The sequence below is a fragment of the Pseudomonas sp. R5(2019) genome (assembly GCF_009905435.1).
Lineage (GTDB): Bacteria > Pseudomonadota > Gammaproteobacteria > Pseudomonadales > Pseudomonadaceae > Aquipseudomonas.
The window spans coordinates 315,164-329,378 of record NZ_JAAAMT010000001.1; the positions used below are offsets into that span (position 1 = coordinate 315,164).

A 14,215-nucleotide genomic window follows, 5' to 3' on the forward strand; every position below is an offset into this window, starting at 1 on the left:
CATGCGTGGGTAAACGCTGTCTTCCGGTTGTTTTTAATCACTAGAGGTTTACTTGAAACCTGTGGTTAACAATGCAGTCAAAAAAAATTACTTGCTGGTGGGGTTCCAAGCCTTGCGGCCTGGAACCCTGCGGGCTTAGCTGTGCGCCGTTGTAACGTGCTTGGGCTCAAGTGTCGTTGCGGCGAGTGCTTCAGGGCGTTCTTGCTGCCCTTGGAAGTCGACATCCAACGACCGCTTGACCGCCTCTTCCTCGATCAGGTACGCCGGCATGTTGCCGTAGTCCTGGAACATCCACTTGAGGAACCCGTAGATCTTGGTTATCAGGATCAGCAGGAATGGAATCGCCGTGAGCACCACTGCGGTCTTCATGGTCGACAACGATGCCTTGGCAAACAGCATGGCCAATGGCACCAAAGTCAACGCGATGCACCAGAACAGGCGGTGGGTCGGTGTCGGATCCTGGCCTTCCTGCAGGTTGCGCGTACTGGTTGCTGCTACTGCATAAGCCGCAGCGTCCATGTGCGAGGCGCAGAACACTGCCATGATGAACAAGTACACACCCAGGAAGACCTTGCCGAAGGGCAGCCCGCTCAACACCATCTCTACCGCTGTTTCACCGCCCTGTTCGGAGAGGATCCGCGGTACATCGATAGCGCCGGTGAGGAACTGGTGCATGCTGTAACTTTCCAGCGTGCCGAAGAAGAACCAGCAACCGAAGCTGCCGCCGAGCAGCAGAGCGGCGATCACTTCTTTCATCTTGCGGCCCTTGGAGACCCGGGTAACGAACATTGCTACACCCGGTGCATAGGACACCCACCAGAGCCAGTAGAACACCGTCCAGTTGCGAGTGAACTCGCCATTGCCCTGCGGATCGGTGAACAGGCTCATGTGAACATAGTTCTGAATCATCAGGCCGATGGAGTTGGCGGTGTTGTTGAGGATGAACTGGGTAGGGCCAACCAGGAACACCACGCCCGCGAAGGCCAGTGCACCGATGCAGACCATTTTGCTCAGGCGCTGCATGCCGCTGGAGATGCCGATGTAGGAGCTGAGCGAGAAAACCACAGCCACCACGCCGATCACGATCAACTGGGTTGTGAAATTGTCAGGCATGCCGGTCAGGCCAGCCAGGCCGCGGGTCAAGGTCGATGCAGTCAGTACCAGCGATACGGTCAGCGCGCCGAACATGGTCAGCAGGAAGATCAGGTCGACAGTACGGCCGATCGGGCCATTGGCCTTGAAACCCGTGACGGCTTCGATGATCGAGGCCAGGCTCAAGCCGCTCTTCTTGCGCACATGGAAGTGATAGGCCATCGCCAGCGACGCCAGGGCGTACAGCGACCAGGCACTGATGCCCCAGTGGAAGAATGAATAGCTGACGCTGTAATCCAGCGCTTCACGAGAACCGGCGGCGATGTTGAGGCCAGGAGTCTGGTAGTAGTAAGCCCACTCCATCACGCCCCAGTAGAGGGTCGATGAGCCCATGCCGGCACAAATGAACATGAATACCCAAGTTACGGTCGAGTATTCTGCCTTGCCATTGCCCAGGCGAATGTTGCCGTACTTGCTGAAGGCGATGTAGAGCACGATCAACGCACAGCAAAAGACAAATAACTGGACCGCGGTGCCGAAGGTGCGGGTGGCCATTTCGAACATCTGATTGGCCAGGGTTTCCGCCTGCTGAGGGAAGACTGCAAGGCCGATAACGGTCGCCAGCACGGCAATCAGGCTCATCGTTATCAAAAACACATCTTTTTTATTGTTGTGGGGCATTCTCATGTCCTGGGACGGGTGGATTTTTCTCCAGCTGTCAGCTCTTCAGGCCGAGCCTAGGCGGAGCACTGTTCCTTGCAGATGCCTTGAAACTCCATGGTTAACTTATGGTTAACATCAATCTTGTGGTTAACAATACACGGGGGAAATACCTTGTGGCAAGCGCTTGTCCGACAATCGGGCCTTGCTACGGCGTTGTTTTCAATCCGGTTACCTGCACATTCGCCGCCCTCTGAGCAAAGGGCGGCTGTGGCCTTGATTCAAAGTGCGGCAGCGATAGCCTTGCCGACGTCCTGGGTCGAGGATTTTCCGCCCAGATCCGGTGTTTTCGGCCCCGTTGCAATGACTGACTCGATGGCGCGCAGAATTCCGTCGTGAGCAGCGGCATAGCGCTCGTCGCCTTTGCCGAGGAACTCCAACATCAAGGCGCCCGACCAGATCATGGCGATCGGGTTGGCGATGTTCTTCCCATAGATGTCTGGCGCCGAACCGTGCACCGGCTCGAACAGGGAGGGGAAATTGCGTTCCGGGTTGAGGTTCGCCGAAGGCGCGATACCGATGGTGCCGGCACAGGCCGGGCCCAGGTCGGAGAGGATGTCGCCGAACAAGTTGGAGGCCACCACCACGTCAAACCGATCCGGTTGCAGAACAAAGCGGGCACAGAGTATGTCGATATGCTGCTTGTCCCAGCTGACTTCAGGGTAATGCTCGGCCATCGCCGCCGTGCGCTCGTCCCAGTACGGCATGCTGATGGAGATACCGTTGGATTTGGTTGCCGAGGTGACATGTTTGCGTGGGCGGTTTTGCGCGACTTCGAAGGCATACTTGAGAATCCGGTCAACGCCACGACGGGTGAACACCGACTCCTGTAGCACGAACTCGTTCTCGGTGCCTTCGAACATCCGCCCGCCGACCGAAGAGTATTCGCCTTCGGTGTTCTCACGGATCACGACGAAGTCGATGTCACCGGGCTCACGGCCGGCCAGTGGGCAAGGGACACCGGGGAACAGCCGTACCGGGCGGATGTTCACGTACTGGTCGAAATCCCGGCGGAACTTGAGCAGCGAACCCCACAGGGAAATATGATCAGGCACCTTGTCCGGCCAACCGACGGCACCGAAGTAGATGGCATCGAAGCCCTTCAATTGCTCGAACCAATCATCCGGCATCATTTGCCCGTGTTGGGCGTAGTAGTCACAGCTGGCCCATTCGACGGTTTCAATGACCAGGTCCAGGTTCCATTTTTTCGCAGCTGCTTCAACGACGCGCAGACCTTCGGGCAAAACTTCGTTACCAATGCCGTCACCAGCGATTGCGGCGATTTTGAATGGTTTGCTCATGGTGGCTAACTCTTGAAGGAATAGTGAGGGTGTGCCCGCCATGGTATAAGGAGGCCGAGCAAACACAATTGCACGAACTATTGATAGAAAAGACACGAAGCGTGAATAATCTACCGAATCTAGAAGACCTTCGCGTCTTCGTCCTGGTTGCCCGCCGCTCCAGTTTTGCGGCGGCGGCCACCGAACTGGGCGCCTCCCCTGCCTTCGTCAGCAAGCGCATTGCGTTGCTCGAGCAGAGCCTGGGTGTACGTTTATTGCACCGCACTACCCGACGAGTGGCGGCGACCGAAGACGGCGAGCGAGTCTACCGTTGGGCCCTGCACATCTTCGATGCAGTGGATCAGATGGGCGACGAGATCTCGTCGTTGCACCAGGAGCCGCGCGGCCAGTTGCACATTGTCAGCAGTTTTGGTCTCGGGCGCCGGCATGTGGCGCCTGCCCTTTCGGCGCTTTCGGTGCGTTATCCGGCCCTGGATATTCGCTTCGACGTGTTCGATCGACTGGTCGATCTGATCGACGAAGGCTTCGATCTCGATATCCGCATCGGCGATAACATCGCGCCAAACCTGATCGCCAAGTTGCTGGCCCAGAACGCTCGGATTCTCTGCGCGGCCCCCGAGTATCTCGCGCGCCACGGCGAACCGCGTAGCCTGGCAGACCTTGCCGGGCATGAGTGCCTGGTGATCAAGGAGCGCGACCACCCCTTCGGTCTCTGGCGCCTGCAAGGCCCCGACGGCGAAGAAAGCGTCAAGGTAACCGGCGCGCTTTCGGCGAACCATGGCGAGGTGGTCCATCAATGGGGCATCGATGGTCGCGGGATTCTGCTTCGGTCGCATTGGGATGTGCGCGACAGCCTTGAACGCGGCAAGCTGGTGCATATTCTTCGCGACTATCGCCAGCAGGCCAATATCTGGGCTGTCTATGCGGCACCGTTGGCCACTTCGGCGAAAATCCGCGTAGCCGTAGAGTTTTTCCGTCAGTATTTCAGTGCGAATCAAAAATAAGACGCGGAGCACTGTGGTGGACTGGCTGGAAACCCGCGACGATGATTGATTCGCGGCTTTCAAGATCGGCAGGGCTGAATGCAGGCTGCGCCCCGCTGCCGGCAGCCTGCAATTGTAGCGAGCCTCTTTCCGGTCGTCTCGCGTACGACGGATACCGGGTTCTATCCCTGCAACTGGATGCGTAGACTCCAGCGGTTCAGCTTGCCCAAATCGCGAGAGGCCAGGTCCTGCACCTTCAGGGTCCACTTGCCGTCGCAGGCTTCGCCCCGCAGCACTTGCAATGCCGCTGCTGTTTTGGAGGCGTAGGTTGCCCGCAGATTATCGGTGTCGCCACCCGCACGGTGATGCAGCACGACATCCGTACCCGCTGGCGAACGCAGCACCACACGCAAGTCACCGACGTAGGTGTGGGTGATGTCGACAGCTACCTCGAGGTCCCCGATGCGCCCAGTCTCAGCTACATCCAGCAGGCGCTCGATGCCTGCGGCCCGGTTGTCCGGAATCGTTGCGCCGGGCGCCTCCTGTGCGGTGATCATCAGCGCTGGTGCACTCAGGCCGATTTCCAGCGACCACTCCTCCAACCGCCCAGTGTCCACCGGCGCCACATCGCGTACCGACAGCGTCCAGTTGCCGTGTCCTTCCTCACCGTCGAAACCGCGCAGGGCCGGCAGCGTGGATGTGTCCCAGGTGCGGGAGAGGTTGTTGCCACGGCCTCCAGCGCGGTCATGCAGTACCACCTGGCGGCCAGACGGTGCGATCAGCGTGATCACCAGGTCGCCGATGTACGTATGCCGCATATCCACTGCCACCCGCAGGAAGTTCACCGTCCCCCTCTGCTCAACGACCAGGGTGTCGCGGATACCCTCAACCTGGTTGTCAGGAATTGCCGTGTCAGGCCGCGAGATATGACGCCCTCCGGGTTGCGGTTGCGGCTCGGGGCCGCGACGAAGCTCCAACGCCAGGGCCACTGCACGTTCGGCATCCACTCGCCCGTGCCCGAACCACGGGCTCCAGGTACCGTCGGTGTGGCCGATATTCTGAAAGTTACCACTGTCGAAGGGTGCAATCGGCGAGACATCCCAGGACGTATTCGGGTCATAGTTCGCCGGTGGGGTGCGTGGATAGGGCGTCATATCCAGATCCTTGGCCGCAGTGCGACGCAGCACCGACGCCACCTCTAGCGCGCCAAGCCCTGGGTTCGCCGAAATCACCAGCGCTGCAATGCCGGCCGCCAGCGGTGTCGCACTGGAAGTACCACCGAACTCGGCGGTGAAGTCGCCGGATTCCCCGCTAGTGGTGGTGATGCCCAGCCCTGACACCTCCATGCGATAGAAGGTATGACTGTTGCTCGACGGAGCGCATATCTCGATACCCGTGCCGTAATTGGAGTAATGGCTACGGCGTGCAGTACTGGCGAGTGCGGCCACGTGCATCACGCCTGGAATCTCCACCAGGTTGTTGACGAAGCGCCGCGCCGTCTCCACACCTTCCCATTGCCACGCACCCGCCACCTTCACCCAGCCATGTGTATGGGGCACGTCCTGGTTCGCCTCGTGCAGGATCGGGCAGTTCTCGTTGCCCGCCGCCCACAAGAACAGGATGCCCCGCCCTCGCCGCCCGCCAGTGGTCGCGAGCTGCCTGATGCGGCTGATGACTGGGGAGGCGTAGAGAGACGTCGGCACTGAACCCCAGGAGTTCGACAGTACGTCCACTTTGTCAGCGATGAAGGCCAGTGCGGTAAGCATCTTCGAATCGTTGATCAGCAGCGACGGCCCCTGGGATTCCCACTTGATTGGCAACAGCCGACAACCCGGCGCCGCCCCTACTGTCAGCAGCGCATCGGCTTCACCGGCGATCACCCCGGCACACGAGGTGCCATGGTCGGCGCCGTGCTGGTACATTCTAGCGGGCTGGGCACCGACGTCCAGGTTGGTGAAAAGGCGCGAGCCGTTGAAATACCCCCAGGCAGCGAACTTGCCGGGCGAGTCGAAATCGGGGTGGTCGAGTTTGCAGCCGTCGTCGGAGACGCCCACTACCACTTCGGCACTGCCGAAGTTATCAAGCAGCAACCACGCCGGTTCGCAACGCGCATTCGCCCTGGGGTCCAACTCTGGATCTGCGAAATGGCCATGGAGATGCCATTGGCGCGCGTACTGCGGATCAGTGGGCGGCACAATCGCCTGCTTCGCGACAACATAGTTGAGGTCATTCTCGGCCAACTCCACCAGCGGTTCTTCCTCCGAGAGTTGGACCACCAGCTTCACCGGATTGATTCCGGTGTGGTTAGTCAACTCGAACAGGAAATCGCGCTCCGAATAGCGCTCACGCTGCAGCAGCCCGTAGCGCCCGGCGAACTCGGCTATCTGCTCGGGTGTCAGGCAGTCCTTGAAGGTGACAAATACCCGGTCGGTGATCAGGAAGTCCTGGCCGGTGTCGGCCGCCTTGTAGGCGTGATGGGTGGGAGCGATTTCTCGCGACCGCGCCATCGATGCCTCCAACTCATGTGCCAGCACCGTTACCCGAGTCGAACCCGGTGATACTGTCTCGCCCGCCTCGGCGATGCCGGCGACCCGCAGCCTGCCCGGCAATGTCCGAGCAACGAACTGGTCAGGGCGTTTTTCCAGCTCCAGCTTCTTGCCACCGCGATAGGTGTAAGTCATGGCCTTGCTCCTCTAATGTGATACCCGTTGTTCGCGTTCGCCTGGGAGGGCAACTTCGTGTAATCGACCGCGCTCGGCGCCAATATCAGCGGCTTAGGATGATTGAGTCTCCACCACGTCAGATCGCCGACTTTGCCATCCACCACCAACGGCTGGCCGTGCTGATCCAGATTCTGAGATTGGAAAGCACGTACGGCGCGATCGGTTGCCATGTCGAAGAAGCCACTGCCGGCAACTGGGTAGCCACGTTGGGTAAGGAGGCGCTGCAGGGTGACGACTTCATCACCTTGGGAATTTTCTTGAGGAGAAGCATTGGTAATTGCTCCTTTGTAGTTGGCTATGGGTACGATCTGCTAATTGTGGTCTGTCCCCATTTATTCCGACGAGTTGTTCACCAACAAGTGAATCGCTTTGCTGTTACCCGTTGGTTGAATTTCCACAACCTTTTCCATCTAACTTTTTGCAATAGCCACCTCGATACGGTCGACAGCCTCCACTTCAATCGACGCTCGCGAAGCCGACATAGACATTGCCGAATTTCCGATGATGTTCAGAGTAAATGACCAACTTAGTTGCGCCATCGTATACTCCTTACAACCCCAAAATCAGAAAACCTACCGCCCACCCCACCACGACGGTGAAAAATTCGACACCATTAAAGCGCAACGCGACCACGAGAAAGCTTCGAAACTAAATTCGGATTTAAAACCCAAGTCCAACGCATCTAATTTATGGTGTGGTGACTTATCCGAATTCCACTCCAGGGTGGAGGCTTATTGAGGATAGATTGGAATCTCATTTTATCAAAAAAACTGCTCACCGCCTGTCGCTAATTAATAGCAAAATTACGACTTACCACAGGAGCTCTTATAATTATTCACTATCATTAATCCTGACAAGCCACCGCGGCCACTCTGTTAAATTATATATTTCAACGAGATGGGTTGTTAGTTAAATTTTGTCGTGCCGCTAGTAGCCTGAGCAGTTAATTCATTTATCTACCGGTAACGATAGACTGTGCGTCCAATGCCATGGATTGGTTATGCGCATGGCCCGACCGACTTCCCCCTTCGCTCCAACGCCTTCTGATCTCATCACCCTGCAAGTATGAGTACGCTGGAACAGCGCCTTGCCCAGCGAGCGCGCATCCTGCTTCTAGGCTCTGTATGAAAAGTAATGTCGTAAACACCGCATGGCACAAGCCAGCGAGACCATCGCCGCAAAACTTTTCGCGAGCTTGTCGAAGCGTGTGACGATGCGGCGGTTGCCGGCCCACTATTTTGCGGTGGAGGGCTGCTTGCGTAAAAGCGAATATATGTTATACCGACCATTCGAAACTCGAATGGCGAGAAGCGACGATGCACTCTAAAGACCTTCAGATCGATTGGCTTAGAACATTCCTAGCGGTGGTGGATACGGGCTCCATGACCGCAGCAGCGAGACAGATTTCGCGCTCCCAGTCAGCCGTGAGCATGCAACTGAAAAAGCTGGAGGAAAGCATTGGACGACCATTACTGATCCGTGAGCCAAAGCAACTCTCATTGACCCCTGCTGGGTATGATCTTCTCGGTTACGCACGCAAGGTATTGGAGTGCCACTCCACCCTCTTGGTTGCCATGCATGGGGGATCTGTTTCTGGGCGCGTAACCTTCGGTGTACCCGACGATTATGCGATTACTTATCTCGCTCCCGTGTTGCGTAGCTTTGCCACGCGCTTCAGTGAAGTCGAGGTAACCCTGGTATGCGAGGAGTCTACCGCGCTATGGACAAAAGTTGACCGAGGTGAAATCGATCTGGCACTCGTCACGCGTGATGCGCCGTCACGAGGCGAATTACTGTTTAAAGAAGCCTTGGTGTGGGGTGGTGCTGAGCAGCATCAGGTCTGGAAACGCAACCCTCTACCCATTGCTGTGCACGAACTCGGCGAACGCCTGCGCACTGAAATACTCGCGGCGCTTTCAACCCAGCAACGTGAATACCGAGTGGTCTACAACAGCCCCAACGTGGTGGGTCAACTGGCGGTGGCAGAGAGCGGCATGGCAGTAGCGGTACTTACTAGATGCAGTCTGCCACCCAGTCTGAAAGTGCTGGACGCGCGGCAAGGGCTACCAGAACTACCAGTGGTGGAAGTCGTGCTGATGCGCAGCAAGGATTCGAAGGGATCCCGTGCTGTGGATGCGATGTATGAACAGGTTGTTCGATCACTCAAAGATCCACTTTGCACGTGAATGAGCACTAGCAAAAAAACGGAACCGCGTCTTTGCCACCTCCGAGGATTTCGCTTTTGATACGCTCTTCAATCTTCAATGATTGTTCCTTTCTGTTCTTATTCTGCGCAGCCAAACGGCGGTCTAGCCAGCCCAAATAGCCGCACAACGCGGCAGTTACGTACTCTCCGCTGGTTGAGAAGCCTCAAAAGACTTGGTCTCACCGCTGTTGGTTGTCCTGATAGCAGAAAACAGCCCTCCCAAAAGTGCAAACGCGACACCTGCCCCCAGTGCAATGTATGGCCCGCGATCAGGCGAAACGCTGTACGCAAACGATACCAGCACCGCGCCGAAGGATTGGCCGAGCAATCTTGATAATGCAACGATTGCACTAGCACTACCGCTGCGCTCCAACGGTGCGCTGGAGATCATCATCTTCAGGTTCGGTGCCTGGTACAAACCGAAGCCGACACCACAAATCATCATTCGCCAAGCGATGTCGAAGAACACTGCTTTCTCGGGCAGCAAGCACAGGGTGAACATCCCCGTCGCGAGAATCAGCAATCCTGCAGTGCAGAGTGTGCCGGGATTGAATCGATCGGCAAGCATGCCACTTATGATCGCCATGCACGCCACGACCGCTGGCCAAGGTGTGATAAGCATTCCTGTCATGAAAGGAGTGGCGGACAAGAATGTATGGAACAAGAATGGCAACGCAATGAATGCTACGCCTTGCGTAACGAACGCACAGATCGACGTCAGCGAGGAGAAAGCGAAGTTGCGCTGCTTGAACAGATCAATCGCCAGCATAGGGGCGGCATGTTTGCGCTGATGGTACGACAGGGCAACAAAGCAAACGATCGCGCCTAACAGCTTCAAGAAAGCCAAGGCCGGAAGACCGCCCCGGGCAAATGCAACCAGGCTGAGAATCAGCATGATAAACATGGCGCAGCACAATACTGCGCCAATCAAGTCGAATCGGCCTTTCGAGCCCGAAGTGGCCGGGATGTAGCGACGCGAAAGATAAAGGCAGTAGATCCCAACCGGGACGTTCACCAGGAACAGACAGTGCCAATTGCTCACCGCAAGGATGCCCGCCGCTACAGTCGGGCCGGCGGTGAAAGAAAGACCGACGACCAATGCATAGATCCCCATACCGCGACCAAGCTGATTGGCTGGACAGCATCGCTTGATCAACGCAGTCACCACGCTACCAACGGCTGCGCCGCCGATGCCTTGCAGGCACCTGGCTACGATCAACCAAGGGAGACTGGTGAAAACGCCGGCGACAAGCGAAGACACCGTAAACAAGACCAGACCGTAGAAAAACATGCGCTTATGGCCGACGATTTCACCCAGCGAGGCGAAGGGAAGCAGCAGCCCGATGACCGAAATTTGATACGCGGTCACTAGCCAAATAGCTGTGCTCGCCGTTACACCCAATGCTTCCGAAATAGTAGGCAACGCCGTGTTGATCAGGGATAGATCAAGCGTGACCATCGTTGCCGCCATGCATAGAGCCAACATAGCAAGGGTGCTGCTGCGCTCTTTCTTTGGCTCTGATTGAATCGAGCCAGAGCCCATTTTGCTATTAGACATCCGTTAACCTTCAGGTAAATAATTTGCCATTAATACAGCTCGACCATATATTGTTATTTTGTGTAGTATTAAAAACCTCTACTTGGCGTCGCAACTCTATTTTTGTATATCGCCATTCACTGGATAAATAGATAATCAAAGGGGTAACATGAAGCAGGCCAATATCGTTCTCATTCCAGGTTTCATGCTTAGCGAAGACCTCTGGACTGACATTATTCCTCTGCTACCCAATCAGTTAATCATCCATCACGCTCCTTTGATAGGTAACTCAATTTCCGAAATGGCGCTTGAAACCCTGAAAAGAGCTCCAGAACATTTCGTGTTGTGTGGTTTTTCGATGGGTGGTTACGTTGCAAGAGAAATTGTCCGTCTAGCACCGGAACGCGTTATAGGGCTAATCATTATTGCCAGCTCAAGCCGTGCGGAAAGCTCAGAACAAATTGCCCAAAAAAAGGCAAGCGTAGCGCAGATTCTTAACCGCGAGTTTGTTGGCCTGAGCCGTTCGGTCATTGCCAAGGGGTTTAGTCCGGACAATCGCAAAAACCAGCAGCTCATCGAGCGTGTCCAAACAATGAGCAGGACGCTTGGCAAGGCAGCCTTCATCGCACAATCTCAAGCTATACGGCATGATGAATCCCACCTCCTAAGAATCGATAAAACTCCAACCCTTGTAATTGCAGCCGAACTTGATGAATTGCGACCCATCGAGGAGTCCAGAGAACTTGTGGCGCAACTACCGGATGCCAAATTTGTATGCATTTCCGATAGCGGACACATGATCCCACTCGAACAACCAATCATCCTTGCAAAAAACATAACCGACTGGTGCAACGAACTGATTGATCAAGCAACTATCTGAACTTGGCTAACCGGTCAGCTACGCACGTCAACACTGTTTGATCAGCTCCCTCAACCAGGCATGCGCGGCAGTATTTTTGTTGCGCTTATGCCAGTACAGATCCCAACTAAAGGAAGGCATGCTCAGCGGAAGTTCCTTGATAACAAGCGTCTTATCAACGAAGGTATTTGCAAGCTTTTCCGAAATGACAGAGATCATATCTGTCTCACACAAGATCGCAGGCAAAGCAAGCCAATGAGGGATCGTCAGCGTAATTCGTCTAGAAAGCTGCTGCTCTGCGAGTACATTGTCCACAAACCGGACATCATGCTGACTGACTGCCACATGTAGATGGTTAGCATTGAGAAAACTCTCCATGGTCAATTCAGCATCTGATAGGGGATGCCTACTCCGCATGACACAGACCAGCCTATCCATAAACAATGGCTCGCTCACGATGTTAGAGGAATGCTTAAGCTGGGTACTGATTGCGAAGTCCAATTGATCACTTTCCAACCGAGCAAGGGTAAGGTCAATGGGGATGTGCGTGATGTCCATGCGCATACCGGGCGCCTGCTCAGAAAGGTGCCTAAAAAGCTTAGGCAATACCAAGTAGGTGATCAGATCCGACATGCGCCCGGTGAAATGATCTGCGCTTAAGGCCGGCTCGAACAACACTTCAGACGTCATCAGTCTTTCGGCTTCACGCAGGATCCTGGTGACACCGACGCTTAGCTCGATGGCCCGTGCGGTTGGCTCCATGCTGCCGCCAACACGTATGAACAGGTCATCCTTGAACAAAAGCCGTAGGCGAGACAACGCGCTACTCATGGCTGGCTGGCTCATAGGCACTTTGAGAGCAGCACGCGTGACGTGTCGCTCCTTCATCAAGGTATCGAAGATAACCAGAAGATTAAGATCTACTGCTCGCAGGTTCATGTCCGCTCCAGCCATTCACTTAGGAGAAAAAGCCAACCTAAAAAAGCACTAGGTGGTGCCTAAACAGGACAGAATAGTTTCGCGATCGCACATGCGTATCGCGACGTGATACGGGCCGTGACAAATGTTGTTCCCGCCGCAGCCCATGGCGGGCTACCTACGGAAGTACGCTCACTCAATAAATCCAGATGCAGCCGCAATGGCACTCAAGCGATCAAATGCCGCCTTGGCGACACAGATTGAGATGACGTCCAGCGCAGTCGTTAGCTCGGCCATCTCTGGGTATGAGGGAGCAATACGAAGCTGAGAATCGCGCTCGTCAACTCCATACGGGAAGCAAGATCCAGGAGTCGCAAATTTAACGCCCGCCTGAGCGGCAAGATCAACGACGCGCTTGGCCGTTCCTGGAAGCACCTCAAGGCTTACGAAGTAACCGCCACGAGGACGACTCCATTGCGCTACGCCGTAGTCGCCGAGCATCCGACTGAACACCTCATGAACTCGCTCGAACTTCGGCTGCAGCATCTGCCGATGCTGCTCCATGAGTTCCTTGATCTTTTCCGGCGACCGCAAGAAACGAACCTGTCTGAGTTGGTTCACCTTGTCCGGGCCAACGCTTCGTAGTGCTGCAGCTTTCAGCCACCAGGCGGTGTTGTCCTTTGAGCTGGCAAGCAGCGCTATGCCACCTCCGGGCAATGTCATCTTCGAAGTTGAGGCGAAGATCAGCGGACGATTGGAGTGACCGTGCCGAGCTGCCTGCATGTAGATATTTTCGAGCGAGTCGTCCACCTCCGCCAAGGGGTGAACAACGTAGGCGTTATCCCAGAAAATGCGAAAGTCTTTAGCTGCCGTCGGCATGGCTGCCAGCGCCTCGACGACTTCTTTCGAGTAAGTGGTGCCGGTCGGATTACTATATTTCGGCACGCACCAGATGCCTTTGATGCTGCTGTCGTTAGCCACCAGGCGCTTAACCAGTCCCATGTCAGGCCCGTCGTCGAGCATTGGCACCGAGATCATCCGGACGCCAAAGTCCTCGCACATCGCAAAATGCCTGTCGTAGCCTGGGGTCACGCAGATAAACGAGATACCACCTGGCTCTTGTGACCATGCACATTCACTGTCTGGTGTCCCGTGGCGCCATGCTTGGGCTAGACATTCATACATGAGCGCTAGGCTGGAATTCCCCCCCACAACGATCTGCTCTTCTGGCACACCCACTATCGGTGAGAACAAGCGCCGCGCCTCCAGAAGCCCCTGTTGACCGCCGTAATTCCGGCTGTCGGTACCGTCCTCGCTCAGATAGTCGCTTGCAAGCGATACATCCAAAAGCGCCGTCGAAAGGCCAATCTGTTGAGGTGACGGAATGCCTCGTGTCATGTCGATCTTCAGACCCATCTTGGAGTACCGCAAATACTCCACATCAGCACCAGACTTCAGGCGGTTTAGATCGTCACGAGCAATTTTCAAAGCAGAATCCACCACGTTCATCATGAATCTTCAAAAATACAAGCCAAGCAATTAGACAGACGCCTGCTGCGGCTACCTTTGGCAAGAGCAGCTCATTTGAAAGAAAGGGCACGCCATCGCAGCAAGGTGTATTGCCAACCAGGGATACAGGATTTTTCGACGCGCCACCCACTGGTGGCAAGCCCGACGCAGGCACGCTTGAGTGTGCTGGTTGCTGCCAGAAGGCCAGGCGCATAAAAGTTCGCGCGTCGTCTTGTTAGGTCATGGCGTGAGCATAGTTTCTTAATTGCGATCAATATCCCTGACTGACGAAAATCCATCCAATGGATATTTTGTATATCGCTATTGATGAAACAAATAGTCTTACTGAATGCTCCCAGTGCTCGCA

At 55.7% G+C, this 14,215-nt stretch carries 10 protein-coding genes and 1 pseudogene; 3 read left to right on the forward strand and 8 right to left on the reverse strand.

The window, feature by feature from the left end:
* Positions 1-135: 135 nt before the first annotated feature.
* Together GUY40_RS01340 and GUY40_RS01345 are read right to left on the reverse strand one after the other, a co-directional pair.
* On the reverse strand, positions 136-1,773 hold the full coding sequence (locus GUY40_RS01340; RefSeq protein WP_166567127.1) for a BCCT family transporter: 1,638 nt from the start codon (positions 1,771-1,773) through the stop codon (positions 136-138).
* A 260-nt stretch (positions 1,774-2,033) separates the two neighbouring features.
* The gene (locus GUY40_RS01345) at positions 2,034-3,113 is read right to left on the reverse strand and encodes a tartrate dehydrogenase (RefSeq protein WP_166567128.1); all 1,080 of its coding nucleotides are present in this window, start codon (positions 3,111-3,113) and stop codon (positions 2,034-2,036) included.
* Positions 3,114-3,214: 101 nt separating this feature from the next.
* Here GUY40_RS01345 and GUY40_RS01350 point away from each other — a divergent pair, with 101 nt between their 5' ends.
* Entirely contained in the window at positions 3,215-4,117 is a 903-nt protein-coding gene (locus tag GUY40_RS01350) for a LysR substrate-binding domain-containing protein (protein ID WP_166567129.1), read from the forward strand.
* A 161-nt stretch (positions 4,118-4,278) separates the two neighbouring features.
* Here the strand turns inward: GUY40_RS01350 and GUY40_RS01355 are convergent, their stop codons facing one another.
* The 3 genes and pseudogenes from GUY40_RS01355 to GUY40_RS01365 all read right to left on the reverse strand — a co-directional run.
* Positions 4,279-6,777, reverse strand: a complete 2,499-nt coding sequence (locus tag GUY40_RS01355) for a proprotein convertase P-domain-containing protein (protein WP_166567130.1) — start codon at positions 6,775-6,777, stop codon at positions 4,279-4,281.
* Positions 6,774-7,127 (reverse strand): peptidoglycan-binding protein, encoded by a 354-nt coding sequence (locus GUY40_RS28655; protein WP_371924685.1) that lies wholly within the window; start codon positions 7,125-7,127, stop codon positions 6,774-6,776. Before GUY40_RS28655 ends, GUY40_RS01355 begins: the two co-directional genes overlap by 4 nt.
* Before the next feature lie 805 nt (positions 7,128-7,932).
* Positions 7,933-8,043: pseudogene (locus tag GUY40_RS01365) on the reverse strand (IS5/IS1182 family transposase); the annotation flags it as partial.
* Positions 8,044-8,135: 92 nt separating this feature from the next.
* Here GUY40_RS01365 and GUY40_RS01370 point away from each other — a divergent pair.
* Positions 8,136-9,005, forward strand: coding sequence for a LysR family transcriptional regulator (locus tag GUY40_RS01370; protein WP_166567131.1), 870 nt, complete (start codon positions 8,136-8,138; stop codon positions 9,003-9,005).
* A 156-nt stretch (positions 9,006-9,161) separates the two neighbouring features.
* On the opposite strand, the gene GUY40_RS01375 is transcribed toward GUY40_RS01370, so the two are convergent.
* Positions 9,162-10,583 carry an MFS transporter gene (locus GUY40_RS01375; protein WP_166567132.1) on the reverse strand — a complete coding sequence of 474 codons (1,422 nt, stop codon included), beginning with the start codon at positions 10,581-10,583 and terminating at the stop codon, positions 9,162-9,164.
* A 148-nt stretch (positions 10,584-10,731) separates the two neighbouring features.
* Between GUY40_RS01375 and GUY40_RS01380 the strand changes: the two genes are divergently transcribed.
* A complete protein-coding gene (locus GUY40_RS01380; RefSeq protein ID WP_166567133.1) occupies positions 10,732-11,442 on the forward strand; it encodes an alpha/beta fold hydrolase in 711 nt (236 codons plus the stop codon).
* 27 nt (positions 11,443-11,469) lie between these two features.
* On the opposite strand, the gene GUY40_RS01385 is transcribed toward GUY40_RS01380, so the two are convergent.
* Both GUY40_RS01385 and GUY40_RS01390 read right to left on the reverse strand, forming a co-directional pair.
* A complete protein-coding gene (locus tag GUY40_RS01385) occupies positions 11,470-12,360 on the reverse strand; it encodes a LysR family transcriptional regulator (RefSeq protein WP_166567134.1) in 891 nt (296 codons plus the stop codon).
* A gap of 171 nt (positions 12,361-12,531) precedes the next feature.
* The gene (locus tag GUY40_RS01390) at positions 12,532-13,851 is read right to left on the reverse strand and encodes an aminotransferase class I/II-fold pyridoxal phosphate-dependent enzyme (protein ID WP_256675616.1); all 1,320 of its coding nucleotides are present in this window, start codon (positions 13,849-13,851) and stop codon (positions 12,532-12,534) included.
* Positions 13,852-14,215 lie beyond the last annotated feature (364 nt).